The following is a 17,186-nucleotide window of genomic DNA, read 5'->3' as shown; positions in this document are numbered from 1 at the left end:
TTAAACTGAGTACTCTTATTAGAAAAACTTGGCTTATCGCCAAGTCTTTAGCGAAAGCTGTAGTTTTTCTTATATTATAAACCCTAAAATTTTATACTTTCTTATAGTACAAGATAGTATCAAATAATGCTAGGTTGTCAAATACCATCATTCACTCCTCTCCATTAATTGGGAAAAGGTTCCAATATCTCAGCAACGTTTAATATGAAAGCGTTTATCATTTTGCATTTAATTATTGAAACAAACTGTCATTTACATTAATCGACTGTAGGAATAAACTTAAATTGTAATGAGGTTCACATTTTATCGTCATAAAAATCTCTTTAAGTTTTGCTCTAAAGGAGGTTTACAACAGTGGAGTTAACGGATCGACAAATACTTTTAATCAAATTGCTTATGAAAGAATCTGAAATGAAAACTGCAGAGTACCTTGCAAATAAATTGCATGTATCTACGCGAACGATTCACTCAGATATTAAAAAAATGGGGCCTTTCGTTCATAAATTAGGTTTTAAACTTGTAAGAAAAAGGGGGGTAGGAATTAAATTAATTGGTAATAAAAAGACCGTTGAACTCGACAATTCAGATACGTTAACTCCTAAATTGCTATTTGGTGTGAAAGAAAGAAGACTTCAAATTATTAAACGCTTACTGTTTAATCAGGAAACGGTCACACTAAGTAATCTAGCCGATCACTATTTCGTCAGCAAAAGTTCTATTAATAATGATTTAAATTTTATTAAAGAACAATTCTTAAATCAATCAACTGTACAATTAGTGAGCGATACACAAGGAACACGAGTAGAAGGAACCGAGCAAGAGCTGCAAAACACACTTGTCCTGTTCAATGCACTAATCAGCAAATATGAAGCAAAAAAGATGACTTTTTCAGAAAACAAACAACAAAAATATGATTTTCTCAATGAACTTTATGGAAAAGAATTAGTAGAAATATGTCATAACTCGCTTTATAAGTTTGCCATTAATAAATTGGAATTGATTGCCGACTATTATGTATACAATATTTTAAGTATCATCATTGTTTTAACTTACAGAGCATCATTAGGACGCCATATTCAAGCCAAGTCATTAAAGCAATCAATAGATTTGAATCAACCTAACATCATCTTAGAAGAAATATCAAGTATGACTGGAATTAAATTTACTAAAGGGGACGCGACATATCTTAATCGGCATATGGCTGCCAATAAAATGAGCTTAGGCGAAATAGACATGGATTTTAAGCCAATTATAAAAAAGATATTAGTAAAAGTCAGCAAAATGCTAAAGGTAGATTTAACAAAAGATAATAAATTGTCTAATCAATTAGAAAAGCATTTTCCATCAATGATCTATCGACTAAAACATAATTATTGTGTTCAAAATCCATTCATAACGCAAATCAAACATGAATTCGGATTAATGTACAATATTACATGGTTTGTGATGAGCGGATTTGAAGACCAACTAGGTATAAAATTTACCGAAAACGAAATTGGTTTTCTAATGATTTATTTTCAATCTGCACTTGATCGTATGCAGCTAAGAAAACGAGTACTGATTATTTGTCCAACCGGGATCACTATGTCTGGACTATTATTAAATAGAGTTCGGAAAATACTTCCACCTCTTGATCTAATAGAAATAGCGTCTTTTGATGAAATGACTAAAGTCAATCTAAAAAAAGTAGATTTTATTATTTCAACTGCACATATTAAAGTGCAGAATACACCGTTAATTGTGGTGTCCCCGCTTATAAACAATGATGATCTGGAAAATATTTCAAAATTTTATAATGCTAATTTTGTGTTAACAGACAATAAACGCAAAGCAAAAAAAGAAGTCCGTTATTGTTTGACTAAAATTAAACCATATATCGACAAAAGATTGATTGAATTTGACTGTGAATATAAATGTATGACTGAATCTATTCACGATGTAATAGATACTTTAGTTGCAAAAGGTTATGTAAATACAACATACAAAGAAAGCGTATTCGAGAGAATGCGTGTAGGGGATATTGTGTTACCAACTGGAGTTGCTATTCCTCACGGAAATCCCCAATTCGTGAAAAAATCCGTACTTGCCATTTATGTTAATAAGAAACCGCTGAAATGGAATGAGCAATTAATCCATGTTGTTTTCTTCATCTGTATTTCCAAACGAGATTTACAGCATGTTAAAGAAATACTTAGCTGTGTTTACAATTTAATTGAAGATAAAGAAACAGTAGAACAATTATGGATAAAATCCAGTAAAGATAAATTTATCAGCTTGTTAGGAAGTGGTATATCTTGATCAACAAAGAAATGATTTTTATAAATGTCGACCTTCATAATAGACTTGATGTATTGGAGTTTTTAGTTAACCAAGCGTTCACAAACCATTTAATTACTGATAAACAAACGTTTATGACAGCTGTTTTAAATCGAGAAAAGCAAGTGCCAACTTCTGTTGATTTTAATGTTGCTATTCCCCATGGAAAATCCCATGTTATAAATGAACCATTTATAACTTACTTAAGTACAAAAATCAGCTTTCAATGGGATGAGAGAGGAGAGGATCTCGTAAAGCATATATTTTTAATCGGTGTTCCTGAAAATGGCGGTAATAAAATTCATCTTAAATATATCTCTCAAGTGAGCAAGAAGCTAATGGATGAAGCGTTTAGACAGAAACTATTCGCTTGTAAGGATGCGGAAGCTGCATTTAAACAATTAAATGAAATTAATGAAGGAATTAAGAACTAACCATTCGAAAGGAGAAATGAACCATGAAAATCGTAGGAGTTACAGCTTGTACAACAGGAATTGCACACACGTACATGGCACAGGAAGCAATAGAAAAGGAATGCCAAAAAAGAGGTTATGAAGTTATTATAGAAACCCAAGGTGGAATGGGGATTGAAAATGAATTAAATGAAGAAGAAATTGCCAGTGCAGACGCAGTTATTCTTGCTATATCTATTGGCATTGAAGGTGATGAGCGTTTTGATGAAAAAAGAGAAGAAGGAAAAGTTCTTACATTAGATCCATCTGTCGTTATTAAAAATGTAAGCAATGTCATTGATCAGCTAGAAAACTTATAAATTTTAAAAAGCGTTATATTTATCCTAATATTCGTGCCAAGTTATTTATTTGAATATTTTGAATCAGGAGGGGATAATTATGTCATTTAATGGTAAAAAAGTAGGGGAGGATTTAAAAAAAGCGTTTAGCACTGGGGTATCGTACATGATGCCTTCTGTAATTGTCGGGGGGATATTTTTAGCAATCGCATTATCTTCAGGAACCCCAACAGATGAAGGAATGGTTGTAACAAACCCGTTTCTACAAAATTTAAACACAATCGGAGTAGCAGGTTTTGCTATGATGATCCCCATTTTAGCAGGCTATATTGCCTATTCTATTGCAGGGAAGCCTGGACTTATTCCCGGTATGATACTAGGTCATATTGCTAACACCCCATTGGGTGATGAAGGTGTATCTACTGGGTTTTTGGGAGCTATGATTGTCGGAATTATGGCTGGCTATCTTGCAAGATATGTAAAAACATGGAAAGTTGGTCCTACGATAAGGACTATTATGCCTATCTTAATCATTCCTATTATTACTACATTTATCGTTGGGATGGTTTATATTTATATCCTAGCTCAACCACTATCTGGGTTTGTAACATCACTCGTTCATTTCCTATCTTCATTACAGGGAGGAAACGCCTTACTTTTAGGATTGGTCATTGGTGCATTTACCGCTATTGACATGGGAGGACCAATTAATAAAACTGTGACTGCCTTTACGCTAGCTTTAATGGCAGAAGGTATTTTTGAGCCAAATGGTGCCCACCGTATCGCTGTTGCTATTCCTCCATTAGGACTTGCTATTTCTACATTTATTTCACGAAGAAAATATACGAAGGCAGAGCGTGGAATGGGTGTAAGTGCTGGTTTTATGGGATTGATTGGTATTACCGAAGGAGCAATTCCGTTTGCCGTAAATGACTTAAAACGAGTAATTCCTGCCATTATGATTGGTAGCGCTGTTGGCGGTGGAATCGGCATGCTGCAAAATGTAGGTACGTATATTCCGCATGGAGGATTAATCGTCATTGGCGCAGTTGATGGAAAACTATGGTTCTTCTTAGCCATGCTAATTGGATCACTTGTAACAGCTTTAATACTACATTTTACAAAACCTGATCTTCAAGAAGCTGACCCACCTTCTAAAACTAAATAAATATTGATCTTTATGTGAATCTCTTAACTTAATAAAGCATCTTCAAGAAGCGGGACCATTAACCATACGAATGTCTGTATTCGTTTCCAACAGATCTAAAATTTAACTGACAACTATTACATCTAGCCAAGACGTTGGCACTCTAATATTTCTTGACCTTCACTACCCGCTTTTTGGACAGCACCATTATTTACAACAGGAGGAGTCATAATCATGAAAACACCTATCAAATCGACTGTTAAAGCATTGTTAGAATTACAAGAAGAAAATAAAAGCGCAACATTATTAGGTATTGGTCCAATGTCAAAGAATTTATTACAAGCAAGCTTTGAATTAGCTAGAGATTATGATTTTCCATTAATGTTTATTGCTAGCAGAAACCAAGTAGATATGGATGAACTTGGCGGTGGTTATGTAAATGGATGGAATCAGTTTACCTTTATGGAAGCTATTAAAGAAATAGCAGTAAAAACAAACTTTAACGGCTTGTACTATGTATGTCGAGATCACGGTGGTCCGTGGCAACGAGATAAAGAAAGAAATGACCATTTACCAGTAAATGAAGCAATGGCTCTAGGAAAGAAATCCTATTTAGCGGATATTGAAGCGGGCTTTGACTTATTAATGATTGACCCGACAAAAGATCCCTTCGAAGTGGGAAAAGTAATACCACTTGAGACGGTAATTGAACGCACCGTCGAATTAATTGAGTATTGCGAACAGGAGAGAAAAGCTCGAAATCTGCCGGAAATTGGCTATGAAGTAGGTACAGAAGAAACAAATGGAGGACTAACATCTACAAATATTTATGAAACATTTATTCTTCGCTTACAGGAAGAATTAGATGAAAAAGGATTACCAATGCCTACTTTTATTGTCGGACAAACCGGAACATTAGTGAGAAAAACGGAACAAGCGGGACAATTTAATTTTGAAAATGCCTATGAGCTCGCCCAAATGGCGAAAAAATATGGTGTTGGTTTAAAAGAACATAATGGTGATTATTTAGATGATGTCTCCTTACTAGAGCATATTCCATCACAGATTACAGCAACAAATGTAGCACCTCAGTATGGAACAGAGGAAACAAGAGGCTATTTAAAATTAGCAAGTGTCGAACAGAAGTTAAAAGATTACGGTTTGATTGAAAACCCATCTAAATTACGAGATGTATTGCTCTATCATGCTATTCAAAGTGAACGCTGGAGAAAATGGATGGTTGGAGACCAAACAGAACTCACGGTTGATGAAATTATGAATGACGCTGAATTATCTACTGCTATTTTAGATATTGCCGGACATTACACATTTAACCTTGCAGAAGTGAAGAAAGAAATTGATAAATTATACGCTAATTTAAATCAGGTGAATATTAACGGACAGCGATTTATTGTGGAACATATTAAACGACCGATACGCGATTATGTAGAATGCTATAACCTGCAAGGTGCTACGACGAGAATTAAAGAAAAACTATAAAAAAACAGAATGGAAGGGGTAGATAGATCTAATTAACAGGGATGGGGAAGGTACTCCTCATCCCACTGTTTTTAATCTTTTGCCACTCGGGTTATTACTATTACTAGTGTTTACTTCTAATAACTTGCTTGATTAAAAAGACTCTAACCGATTCTAAAGAAGGTTCCCCTGATCTGTTTTTCCTAGGAGTGTTTACTATGTTTGATAATATTGATCATTTAGCAGTTAATACAATCCGGGCATTAAGCATTGATGCAATCAATGCTGCAAATTCAGGTCATCCCGGATTACCAATGGGAGCTGCACCAATGGCCTACGTACTGTGGGTAAAGCATTTAAAAGTGAATCCTAAAAACCCGAAATGGATGGATAGGGATCGTTTTGTACTATCAGCCGGGCATGGCTCTGCCATGCTTTACAGCTTATTACATTTAGCAGGATATGATGTTACAATAGATGATCTAAAAAATTTCCGCCAGTTGGGAAGCCGTACCCCTGGACACCCTGAATTTGGTGTAACGGATGGCGTTGAAGCTACAACGGGGCCTTTAGGTCAAGGCATCGCCAATGCAGTAGGCATGGCGATGACTGAAGCACACTTAGCTGCTTCCTATAATCAAGACGGTTTTTCGATTATCGATCATTATACGTATGCTTTATGTGGCGATGGTGATTTAATGGAAGGAGTAGCAGCGGAAGCCGCTTCATTAGCGGGGCACTTAAAATTAGGAAAGTTAATTGTGTTATATGACTCCAACGATATATCACTTGATGGCCCAACTAATAAAGCATTTACGGAAGATGTCGGAGCCCGTTTTATTGCTTATGGTTGGCAACATATTGTAGTAGCAGATGGAAATGATTTAGAATCTATTTCTAAAGCAATCGAAGCAGCAAAAGCAGAAATGGAAAAGCCTACACTTATTGAAGTTAAAACAATTATTGGCTACGGTGCCCCTCATCAAGGTACGAATAAAGTACATGGAGCACCTTTAGGAAAAGAAAATACCATGATAGCTAAAGAAAAGTATAATTGGAATTTCCCTCCATTTACTGTACCAGAAGAAGTTGCTCTCTACTTTCATGAACAATTAGTCAAACCAGGTGAAAAGATAGAGCAACAATGGAATAGTTTACTTGCTACCTTTGAACAACAATTTCCCAAAAAGGGCAAACAGTTAATAAATGCTCTTAACGGCAAACTACCAACAAATTGGGCTGATCTGTTACCAAGATACTCTACTGCAGATACACCTATAGCTACACGAAAAGCAAGTGAAGCCGCTATTCAGACAATTAGCAAAAAGTTAAATTCATTTTGGGGAGGTTCAGCGGATTTAAGTTCTTCTAATAATACTATGATCCACCACTCCAAAGACTTTTCGCCTCTGGATTACTCAGGACGTAATATCTGGTTTGGCGTTAGAGAATTTGCTATGGGAGCAATTATGAATGGAATGCTTTTGCATGGTGGAACGATACCGTATGTGGGGACTTTTTTTGTGTTCTCTGATTATTTACGGGCAGCGATCCGAGTTGCAGCGATTTCTAATCTGCCTGGAATTTATGTTCTTACACATGATTCTATTAGCGTCGGTGAAGACGGTCCGACTCATGAACCGATTGAACAATTAGCATCTTTTCGCTCTATGCCTAATATTAGTGTTATCCGTCCTGCTGATGGAAATGAAGCATCTCAAGCGTGGAGAATGGCTATTCTCTCAACATCTAAACCAACATTACTTATTTTAAGTCGCCAAAACTTACCTATCTTACCTGGTACTAGAGAAAAAGCCAGGTTTGGAGTTGAAAAAGGGGCTTATATATTATCCCCCGCAAGAAGTAACACCCAACATGGCATTATTATAGCAAGCGGATCTGAAGTTAACTTAGCGATACAAGTTCAAAAGAAATTATCAGAAAACGATATTGATGTTTCTGTTGTCTCTATGCCAAGTTTTGATTTATTTGATCAACAAGATAAAACGTATCAAGCCCATGTTCTGCCAAATCATATACGAAATCGACTTTCGATTGAATTAGGTTCTAATTTTGGCTGGAGTAAATATACTGGCTTAGACGGGATAAATATAAGTGTTGATAAGTTTGGCGCTTCTGGTAAAGGAGAAGAAGTAGTAAAAGTATATAATTTTACCCCAAATCATATTGTACGAAAATATCTAGAAGTATTTTGCAAAAAATGACTGCTTTATATGACCCTGAGGTAAATGAAAAGTTGACAAGAGCGTAACGTAGTATATTTTAATATAATTTTTTAGTCATTTAGCAAAAGAAACGTTATTTTCTTCCTGCAAAAATAGGCCTGGAAAGCTATTGAATAGTTAAGATGAGAAATTTTTTCATTCATCTTAACTATGCATGGATTCATCATTATATTCGAATAAAGTGAAACTTCATTCAGTAGGAGTTTTCTTCCATCTCCTACTGAATGTTAGTACCTAGAAGGGTATGACCTTAAGGCCCTTCTCACGAATCGGGTATTTAGGTGCCGTTTTCTCCCACTTAGACCCTTTTGTATCAACTCGAGGCTCTTGAAGTGGGAGTCTTACGGCACCTTACATGCGGGATAAATCCACGATACTGTCTCGGTTTCGTAGGAAAGTTTACCACACAAAAAACAATCACATAGTTGTGCATATCCATTTTTCAAGTTTATCCAGTCCATCCTCCCCTAACATATTCTCATATCTTTTGACAAGACTAGCTAGCAATTTCTGTTTCTCCACTTATATAATAGCGAAAACCCATACAACTACTTTGACTATCGCCTTTTCACCTCTTGAGATTACTATGACGTGCTTTACTTTCAACAATCACCTTTCTGCTACCCTTAAGCTTATATGCTAGAAATCGCTAAAATAATCCTATACAATTTATTAAGGGTGTATATACCATAAAAAGAAACTATTATTGGGAGGGAGAACATGTTTCTAGCTTGGAATGAAATAAAAAATAATAAATTGCGTTTTATCTTGATTATTGGTGTATTAACACTCGTTTCCTACCTTGTTTTCTTTTTATCAGGACTGGCAAATGGTTTAGAAAATATGAATAAAGCAGCTGTTGATAAATGGGCTAGTCAAGGAGTTATTTTGACAAAGGAATCTGACATTAATCTACCTCAATCCAGTTTAAAGCTGGGTGATTACAACGGTGAAGGTACAGATGAATATGCGAGCCTAGCTCAGATTAGTTCCATAGCTACTTCAGGAAACAATAAATCAAATGTAGCGATTTTTGGTATGAATAAAAATGAATTTATTATGCCAAATGTAACCGAGGGAAAGGAATTTGACAAAACAGGCGAAGTCATCGCAAATGATTCACTAAAAAATGAGGGTTTTGAGCTTGGTGATGAATTAAGTCTTTCGTCAACAGAGGAAAAGCTAACTATTGTAGGCTTTACGAATAATGCGAAATTCAGTGCCGCTCCCGTCCTTTATACTGGTTTAGATACCGTGCAAAAAATTCGCTACGGGAAAGCTGCTGATAACTATCATGATCAGATAAATGCCTTTATTATTCGGACTGCTGATCTGTCAAATGTGGAAGTAAACGAAAATCTGCAAGTCGTGGATACTTCTACATTTATAGAAAATCTTCCAGGCTACTCTGAGCAAAATTTAACGTTAACAATGATGATTTATTTCTTATTTGTTATCTCTGCTCTAGTATTGGCCATTTTCTTATACGTCCTTACCATTCAAAAAGTAAGTATTTTTGGTGTGATGAAGGCTCAAGGGATCTCCGGTAAATACCTAGCAAGGTCTGTTATTGCCCAAACATTCTTGCTTTCCATTGCAGGTGTTATCATTGGCTTTATTTTAACGATAATTACTGGATTATTTTTACCTGATGCCGTACCTGTTGACTATAACTATCTCTACCTGATTATCTATGGAGTTGTGCTTATTTTTGTCTCCATATTAGGAGCACTCTTCTCTGTTCAAACAATTGTAAAAGTAGATCCACTAAAAGCGATTGGAGGTTAAACCATGGCAACTCTTGAAATGAAGCAAGTAAATAAAGTTTTTGGTTCAGGTCATACGGAAATTGAAGCGCTAAAGCCAACTGATTTCTCCGCGGATAAGAACAAATTAATTGCCGTAATTGGTCCCTCCGGCTCAGGAAAAAGTACCTTTTTAACGATTGCAGGAGGTTTGCAAACTCCGACGAATGGAAATGTGTTAATCAACGGTACAGATATTACCAAGTTAAAAGAAAAACAACGTTCAGCAATACGATTAAGGGAAATTGGCTTTGTTTTGCAAGCCTCAAATTTAGTTCCTTTTCTTAATGTCAAACAACAATTGCAATTATTAGATAAGGTGAAAAAAGATAATTTACCTTCAGAAAAACTTCAAGAGCTTTATCAGACTTTAGGAATGGAGAAGCTTTTAAATAGTTTTCCAGCCGATTTATCAGGTGGTGAAAGACAGCGTGTAGCTATCGCAAAAGCATTATATACAAATCCGAGTATTATACTTGCTGATGAACCAACTGCTTCGCTTGATTCTGATCGTGCGTTTGAAGTTATGGAAATGCTTAAAGAGCTAACAGTAAACAATAACAAAACAACTATTGTCGTTACGCATGATACGCGACTTATTGACTACTGTAACAAAGTCTACAAGATTACCGATGGAAGACTTAGCTTACAAACAGAAAGAACCAAAAGCTAACCGCACCATTATTCTTCCGAAAAAAGTAGATATACTAAACGCGATAAAGTAAGTAGCCAGTTGCTTCAATATCGCAACTGGCTGCTTTTTTTCTGTGCCCTGAATTTGCATTTTTAGTTATACTTTCTCATGCATTCTGGTTCGACTTCGTGGTGTGCTCGCCCGACTGTGGAGATGCTCTGGTTCGTCTTAGGAGTGTTCTGTTACGACTTCTGGGCATTTTGTTCCGATTTGATGAAGCTTTGTTTCGACTTTCGGGCATGTTGGTTCGACTTTACAGTGTTCTGTTTTAGATTTTGCGACGTCTTTTTCGTTTTCTGGCTTTGCCTGCGGGCTGTTGCTCTCTATCTTACGAATGCTAACCGTCGACTATAATGCTTATAATTAGGTTATTTCTAATTCTTGTGGACTTTCTTCACCTTTTTTATTCATTAAGCGGATATGCAAGGGTTTAATTTCTAAAACGGTTAAGTTCGGATCATCCGGGCTAGAGAAGTATTGCTTTAGTTGATTACTCCATAATTGTTTTTTTAGTTCTGCAGATTCGTTAAAGCTCACCTTTCCTTCATATTCAACATACGCATCGCCCATTCCCTCCCCTTCATATCCGAGAATTATATGCGTATAAGGATTCTTTTCAAGATCCTCCGTTTTTTCCGTACCTTTATCCGTTAACGTATATAGGGTTAAGTTATTATGATAAAATGTCATATACCTAGAGTGAGGCATATTCCTTTTTACTGTTGCCATCGGACCTATATAGCTATTTTCTAAGATATGCTCAATCTCTTTTCTTAACGCTTCCTGCTTCAATATTTACACTCCTTTTAATAGATATATCCAACTAATTTCCTTATCTGTATTATTCCTTCATCCGGAAATCTTAAACACAAAATCTTTATTGTTCATATTATTTTAAATATTCGAAATATAATCGCACTCCTGCTTATTTCCCGTTATTTCGACAAGGTTGCATAAATTCCTTAGCAATAGTTTCTGATCCGACTCAATTATAAAGTGAAACTTCATTCAGTAGGAGTTTTCTTCCATCTCCTACTGAATGTTAGTACCTAGAAGGGTATGACCTAAATGCCCTTCTCACGAATCGGGCATTTAGGTGCCGTTTTCTCACACGTAGACCCTTTTTGTATCAACTCTGGTCTTGTAGTGGGAGGCTTACGACACCTTACATGCGGGATAAATTCAGTAAAATATGATCCATTGTATTTTTAACGAAATTCCAGATTTCCAGATGGTGTTGTTTATCACCAGCTTCAGCAATCCTTGTTAAAGCGTCGATAATCGGAAAATTATTTGTGCATAATGTCTGATTAAACCTAAAAATTTACCTACCCTTGCTAGTTTTAGATTCAAAATATTTTTTCTCTCCATTTACACTTTAAAAATTAGCAATTCTTCTATTGGACAAACAGATAAAAAATAACTACTAATTTTCCTTTTCGCTTCATATACTACGATAACAGCTAAAACCTAACTCGATTATTTTCTGAAAAGATTGAATAATTGGATCACTTTTTAAAAGGAGGAGTTCGATGCAAAATCAATCACCCATCCTTGAAGTCAAAAGCTTACATACCCATTTTTTTACGAGAGATGGTCTGATAAAAGCCGTTGATGACGTGAATTTTGAGTTATATCCAGGAGAAACCCTAGGAATTGTTGGCGAGTCCGGATCCGGTAAAAGCATGACAGCAATGTCAATTATGGGATTAGTTCCCCACCCGGGAAAAATTGTCCAAGGCACTATTTTATATAAAGGAGAAGACTTGCGAACAAAAACGCGAAAGCAGATGCGGAACATTCGTGGTAAAGAAATCTCCATGGTTTTTCAAGATCCAATGACATCGTTAAATCCTGTTTTTACTATTGAGAAGCAAATGATAGAAACGATCAGAGCACACGAGAATGTTACGAAAATGCAAGCCCGAAAAAAGGCAGTTGATTTGCTTCATTTAGTAGGTATTCCTGATCCGGATAAACGATTGAGTAACTATCCGCATGAATTCAGCGGTGGCATGCGGCAACGAATTATGATAGCGATGGCACTTACCTGTAACCCAGCTGTCTTAATCGCTGATGAGCCAACTACTGCATTAGATGTGACGATCCAGGCGCAAATTTTAGAACTATTTAAGGACATGCAACGGAATTTAAATATGGCAATTATTATGATTACACATGATCTTGGAGTTGTTGCTGAAACCTGTGACCGAGTTATGGTGATGTATGCTGGAAAGCCAGTTGAATATACAAAAACTACCCAATTATTTGACGAGATGAAACACCCTTATACGACCGGTTTAATGAATTCCATTCCGACTATAAAGCCGGACAAAACAAAGCTGCAAACGATTATTGGCGGACCACCAGATTTAAAAGCATTACCTCAAGGATGTAGTTTTGCTCCCCGTTGTCAGTACGTAATGGACAGTTGCCGGAAAATAGATCCAATATTGCAGCCTGTCGGTCCTGATCATTTTGTACGTTGTCTTCTCTACAATCAATCGCAATCAGAAAAGGTGATTAATCCATGAGTACATTACTAGAAGTAAACAATTTAAAAAAATATTTCCCATTAAAAAACAGCCAACTACTATCCAGACATAAGTCCGTGTTAAAAGCAGTCGATGGAGTTTCTTTTTCTGTACAAGCCGGAAAAACGCTTGGTCTGGTCGGTGAAAGCGGTTGCGGAAAATCAACTGTAGGCAGATCCATTTTAAAATTGGTGAAGCCTACAGCTGGAAAGATTATCTTTAACGGAGAAAGTATTGAAAGCTATCGCGGTGAGAAACTTCGTAAACTAAGAAAAGATATGCAAATTATTTTTCAAGACCCCTATGCTTCCCTAAACCCACGGAGAACAATTGCCCAAATGATTAACGAACCGATGAAAATTTTTAACCTGCCCAAAGCAAATCGAGAAAAGAAGTTAAAACACTTGTTAGATGTAGTAGGATTACAACTTGAGCATAAGGACCGCTATCCTCATGAATTCAGCGGTGGACAACGCCAGCGGATCGGTATTGCCAGGGCACTTGCATTAGAACCAAAACTCGTTATTTGTGATGAACCCGTATCTGCGCTAGATGTATCCATTCAGGCACAAATTATTAATTTAATGGAAGATTTACAAGCTGAATTTGAACTAACTTATATTTTTATCGCCCATGATTTAAGTGTAGTACACCATATTAGTGATCAAGTTGCTGTCATGTACTTAGGTGAAATTGTGGAAATGGCAGAAGTTAATGAGTTGTATGAAAGCCCTAAGCATCCATATACCCAAGCTCTACTATCAGCAATTCCTGAAGTAAATCCACATCAAAAAAAACAGCGAATCATTTTAAAAGGAGACCTGCCTTCTCCTGCAAACCCGCCTAGCGGTTGTAAATTCCATACTAGATGTCCATTTAAAGAAGAAATTTGCATACGAGAAAAGCCGGTACTCAAGCAGGTTTCAACAGAGGGGCAGTTGGCAGCCTGCCATTTCGTTAAGGAGGTGATGAGAAGAGAAACCGAAACGAATCCAAAACCTGATAAGAAACAAAAGGAAACGCTCGGTTAACGACGTAAGGAGCCGATGTTCACTAATTGTAGGAAGAAGACCGATGTTGACTATAGCTTGAGTGCTTAAGCTAGGCGATGAAGCTATTTTCAAAAAAGATATCTGTCATGGAGAAACGGATATAAATTCCTAACTAGGAAAAACGCATTGTTATTAACAGATTCAAGGGGGAAAAAAGTTGAAAAACCGTTATTTTCTTTTGCTATTTAGTTTATTATTGACACTGTTGCTGTTTCTAAGCGCTTGTAATGGTGAATCAGAAACAAACGAGAATGGAAACACAGAAGGGAAAGAACAAACTGAAAAATCAACCGGTGAGAAAACATTGATTTTTGGTCGCGGCGCTGACTCTATTCAATTAGATCCATCTAAAGTAACTGATGGTGAATCTATCTATGTTACCAATCAAATCTACGATACACTCGTTCGCTACGAAGAGGATAGTACAGAAATAAAACCTGCTTTAGCCACAGAGTGGCAAGCAAGTGAAGATGGGCTGACATGGACATTCCAATTAAGAAATGATGTAAAATTCCATGACGATACGGATTTTAATGCTGAAGCAGTCGTTTACAATTTCGAGCGCTGGGCAACGTCAGCGGAATTTATTTACTATGGATACATGTTTGGGGCATCTGAAGAAGATTTAGGGGGAATTATTGAAAAAGTGGAAGCAACAGGTGACTATGAGGTAAAAGTGACCCTTTCCGAACCAAATGCTCCGTTTCTTCAGACATTAGCGATGCCGCCATTTGGTATTGCCAGTCCTGAAGCTGTCAAAAAACATGGTGAGGAGTATTTTAAAAACCCAGTAGGAACTGGACCGTTTGTGTTTGAAAAATGGCAGCCAGATGAAAGTATTGCCCTTTCCAAAAACCCAGATTACTTTGGAGAGGCAGCTAAGATCGATAAGGTCATATTCCGGACTATTCCTGATAACGGAGCAAGGTTTATGGAATTACAAGCGGGTTCTATTGATATGATGACAGGGTTAAACCCGCAAGATCTTAAGACAGCAGAAGCAGATGAAAATCTCCAAATCATTGAACGACCTTCCATGAATGTAAGCTACTTGGCTATGAATACAAGTAAAGAAGGACCTCTATCTGACAAACTTGTTCGACAAGCGATTAATCTAGCTATCGATAAAGATAGATTAATTGAGCTTTATGAGGGAATTGGTAAACCGGCAAAGAACCCTCTGCCGCCATCATTGTGGGGGCACAATGATGACATTGAAGATTATGGATATGATGTGGAAGCAGCTAAGAAACTACTTGCTGAAGCGGGCTATAAAGATGGCTTTAAGTTGACTCTCTACACATTTGCCAATCCAAGACCATACATGCCACAACCTAAAGTATCGGCGCAGGCAATTCAGGAAATGTTAGCTGAAGTTTCTATTGATGTCGAAATTATTGAAAACGATTGGGATACGCATCTTAATATTACAGAAAACGGGGAACATGACATGGCATTTTTAGGATGGACGGGAGACAATGGTGACCCTGATAATTTCCTGTATGTTCTATTAGATAAGGATAACGCTAAAAAAGGATCCGCCGGAAACATTGCCTTTTATCAAAATGAAGATGTCCATCATTTATTAAAAAAGGCACAAACTGAGATGGATCAAGAAAAACGGATAGCATTTTATTTAGAAGCACAGGAACTTATTCATGAAGATGCTCCTTGGGTTCCAATCGCCCATACCACTCCGCCAATAGCAGCAAATAAAAAGATTGTTGATTTCTTACCGCACTCGACAGGAAGTGAACCTTTTAATCTGTTAGATATAAAAGAGTGAGTTGCTCACGATGTAGTTTAAACAGCTTTCCTTTATAGGAAAAGCTGTTTAAACTGCAGAATAATCACCTGTGTATCAGAATTTATAAACAACCTCTTTAAATGGAGGAAGATGATAATGATAAAATACATGATTCAACGAATTTTTATGCTGATCCCAGTTTTAATTGGTGTATCTATTTTAACGTTTTCACTTATTCATCTAATCCCAGGAGACCCTGCTCGCAGCATGCTCGGAGAAAAAGCAACGGAAGCACAGCTGGAAAATCTACGAGAAGAGCTTGGTTTAAATGATTCCTATGCTGTACAATACGGACGTTTCATTGGCAATATTGTGCAAGGGGATTTAGGACAATCTATTCAATCGAAAGAAAATATTGCCGAACAACTGTTGCTTAAACTGCCTGCTACGATGGAACTTACCTTCTTTGCCATCTTTTTAGCTATTTTAATTGGTGTGTTCGCTGGAGTTATTGCTGCTGTAAAACAATATTCCTGGTTTGATAACCTCAGTATGACCGGAGCTTTATTTGGGGTTTCACTACCTATTTTCTGGCTTGGATTAATGTTGATTTGGCTATTTTCTGTTGTACTAAACATTTTGCCTCCATCCGGACGTTTAACCGCCGGTGTAGAACTAACATCCATTACAAATTTTTATTTACTGGACAGCTTATTAACAGCTAATTGGCCTGCTTTTAAAGATGCTTTCTTGCACCTTTTGATGCCTGGATTGGCGCTTGCTACTATTCCTATGGCTATAATCGCCAGGATGACACGCTCCAGCATGTTGGAAGTTATGAAGCAGGATTATATTCGTACCGCTAATGCCAAAGGTTTGAAAATGCGACTAATTATATTTCAGCATGCTTTAAAAAATGCCTTTTTACCTGTACTTACCGTAATTGGTCTGCAATTTGGCTTGCTGTTAGGTGGTGCCGTATTGACAGAAACAATCTTCTCTTGGCCCGGTATTGGAAGGTATGTATATTTAGCTATTCTTGGCAGGGACTACCCTGTAGTTCAAAGTACAATTTTAATAGTAGCGACCATCTTTGTTTTCGTAAATTTAATTACTGATCTACTTTATAAATATGTTGACCCGAGAATTCGCTTTGATTAGCTATGCAAATAATTGGTTTAACTATCCTTAAAGTACGTGTTTAAAAAAGTAGACCTGTGAAGTTCTAGGGTGACGTATTTTCGAGCAACGTATCTATACAGTTAAATATAGGCAGCTGCTTGAACCAAACTAAGAACAGAGCGCTCGGTTAAGTGACGTACAAACTGAAAAGCTGCTAACGAGATAAAGAAAACGTTCAAGTGGAGGGCTTTGGTGCTAGAGTCAACCAATTTGCACTGACACTTAGAGAACTT

General features: G+C 36.7%; 13 protein-coding genes. 12 read left to right on the top strand and 1 reads right to left on the bottom strand.

The genetic code is table 11. The features are described 5' to 3' along the window. The first annotated feature begins 354 nt into the window (after window positions 1-354). From KQI21_RS16505 to KQI21_RS06995, 8 genes are all read left to right on the top strand, one after another. Window positions 355-2,298 carry a BglG family transcription antiterminator gene (locus KQI21_RS16505; RefSeq protein ID WP_216483507.1) on the top strand — a complete coding sequence of 648 codons (1,944 nt, stop codon included), beginning with the start codon at window positions 355-357 and terminating at the stop codon, window positions 2,296-2,298. Further along, window positions 2,295-2,750 (top strand): PTS sugar transporter subunit IIA, encoded by a 456-nt coding sequence (locus KQI21_RS07025; RefSeq protein ID WP_216483506.1) that lies wholly within the window; start codon window positions 2,295-2,297, stop codon window positions 2,748-2,750. The genes KQI21_RS16505 and KQI21_RS07025 overlap by 4 nt, the downstream gene beginning before the upstream one ends. A gap of 23 nt (window positions 2,751-2,773) precedes the next feature. Next, a complete protein-coding gene (locus KQI21_RS07020) occupies window positions 2,774-3,088 on the top strand; it encodes a PTS fructose transporter subunit IIB (RefSeq protein WP_216483504.1) in 315 nt (104 codons plus the stop codon). A gap of 79 nt (window positions 3,089-3,167) precedes the next feature. After that, window positions 3,168-4,235, top strand: coding sequence for a PTS fructose transporter subunit IIC (locus KQI21_RS07015; protein WP_216483502.1), 1,068 nt, complete (start codon window positions 3,168-3,170; stop codon window positions 4,233-4,235). Window positions 4,236-4,448: 213 nt separating this feature from the next. Then, window positions 4,449-5,714, top strand: a complete 1,266-nt coding sequence (locus KQI21_RS07010) for a class II D-tagatose-bisphosphate aldolase non-catalytic subunit (RefSeq protein ID WP_216483501.1) — start codon at window positions 4,449-4,451, stop codon at window positions 5,712-5,714. A 197-nt stretch (window positions 5,715-5,911) separates the two neighbouring features. Further along, window positions 5,912-7,918, top strand: coding sequence for a transketolase (gene tkt, locus KQI21_RS07005; protein WP_216483499.1), 2,007 nt, complete (start codon window positions 5,912-5,914; stop codon window positions 7,916-7,918). 741 nt (window positions 7,919-8,659) lie between these two features. Then, complete coding sequence (locus KQI21_RS07000; protein WP_216483498.1) at window positions 8,660-9,727, top strand: ABC transporter permease; 1,068 nt, start codon at window positions 8,660-8,662, stop codon at window positions 9,725-9,727. Between the two features lie 3 nt (window positions 9,728-9,730). Beyond that, window positions 9,731-10,417 carry an ABC transporter ATP-binding protein gene (locus KQI21_RS06995; protein ID WP_216483496.1) on the top strand — a complete coding sequence of 229 codons (687 nt, stop codon included), beginning with the start codon at window positions 9,731-9,733 and terminating at the stop codon, window positions 10,415-10,417. Window positions 10,418-10,801: 384 nt separating this feature from the next. Here the strand turns inward: KQI21_RS06995 and KQI21_RS06990 are convergent, their stop codons facing one another. Next, the gene (locus KQI21_RS06990; protein ID WP_216483494.1) at window positions 10,802-11,230 is read right to left on the bottom strand and encodes a pyridoxamine 5'-phosphate oxidase family protein; all 429 of its coding nucleotides are present in this window, start codon (window positions 11,228-11,230) and stop codon (window positions 10,802-10,804) included. 740 nt (window positions 11,231-11,970) lie between these two features. On the opposite strand from KQI21_RS06990, the gene KQI21_RS06985 reads away from it, so the two are divergent. The 4 genes from KQI21_RS06985 to KQI21_RS06970 all read left to right on the top strand — a co-directional run bounded on the left by KQI21_RS06985 (window position 11,971) and on the right by KQI21_RS06970 (window position 16,932). Then, entirely contained in the window at window positions 11,971-12,972 is a 1,002-nt protein-coding gene (locus tag KQI21_RS06985) for an ABC transporter ATP-binding protein (RefSeq protein WP_216483492.1), read from the top strand. Then, a complete protein-coding gene (locus KQI21_RS06980) occupies window positions 12,969-14,003 on the top strand; it encodes an ABC transporter ATP-binding protein (protein WP_216483491.1) in 1,035 nt (344 codons plus the stop codon). The genes KQI21_RS06985 and KQI21_RS06980 overlap by 4 nt, the downstream gene beginning before the upstream one ends. 178 nt (window positions 14,004-14,181) lie before the next feature. Then, window positions 14,182-15,810: an ABC transporter substrate-binding protein gene (locus tag KQI21_RS06975; RefSeq protein ID WP_216483489.1), complete on the top strand. Its 1,629-nt coding sequence runs from the start codon at window positions 14,182-14,184 to the stop codon at window positions 15,808-15,810. Window positions 15,811-15,927: 117 nt separating this feature from the next. After that, window positions 15,928-16,932 carry an ABC transporter permease gene (locus KQI21_RS06970; RefSeq protein WP_216483487.1) on the top strand — a complete coding sequence of 335 codons (1,005 nt, stop codon included), beginning with the start codon at window positions 15,928-15,930 and terminating at the stop codon, window positions 16,930-16,932. Window positions 16,933-17,186 lie beyond the last annotated feature (254 nt).

The sequence above is a fragment of the Virgibacillus proomii genome (assembly GCF_018916875.1).
GTDB classification, from domain to species: domain Bacteria; phylum Bacillota; class Bacilli; order Bacillales; family Amphibacillaceae; genus Virgibacillus; species Virgibacillus proomii_B.
This window is presented reverse-complemented; position numbering and strand designations above follow the sequence as displayed.

Coding starts and splice junctions, on each gene's coding strand:
- KQI21_RS06985 (WP_216483492.1), top strand. CDS start 11,971: ATGCAAAATCAATCACCCATCCTTGAAGTCAAAAGCTTACATACCCAT.
- KQI21_RS06980 (WP_216483491.1), top strand. CDS start 12,969: ATGAGTACATTACTAGAAGTAAACAATTTAAAAAAATATTTCCCATTA.
- KQI21_RS06970 (WP_216483487.1), top strand. CDS start 15,928: ATGATAAAATACATGATTCAACGAATTTTTATGCTGATCCCAGTTTTA.
- KQI21_RS07000 (WP_216483498.1), top strand. CDS start 8,660: ATGTTTCTAGCTTGGAATGAAATAAAAAATAATAAATTGCGTTTTATC.
- KQI21_RS07015 (WP_216483502.1), top strand. CDS start 3,168: ATGTCATTTAATGGTAAAAAAGTAGGGGAGGATTTAAAAAAAGCGTTT.
- KQI21_RS07010 (WP_216483501.1), top strand. CDS start 4,449: ATGAAAACACCTATCAAATCGACTGTTAAAGCATTGTTAGAATTACAA.
- KQI21_RS07020 (WP_216483504.1), top strand. CDS start 2,774: ATGAAAATCGTAGGAGTTACAGCTTGTACAACAGGAATTGCACACACG.
- tkt (WP_216483499.1), top strand. CDS start 5,912: ATGTTTGATAATATTGATCATTTAGCAGTTAATACAATCCGGGCATTA.
- KQI21_RS06995 (WP_216483496.1), top strand. CDS start 9,731: ATGGCAACTCTTGAAATGAAGCAAGTAAATAAAGTTTTTGGTTCAGGT.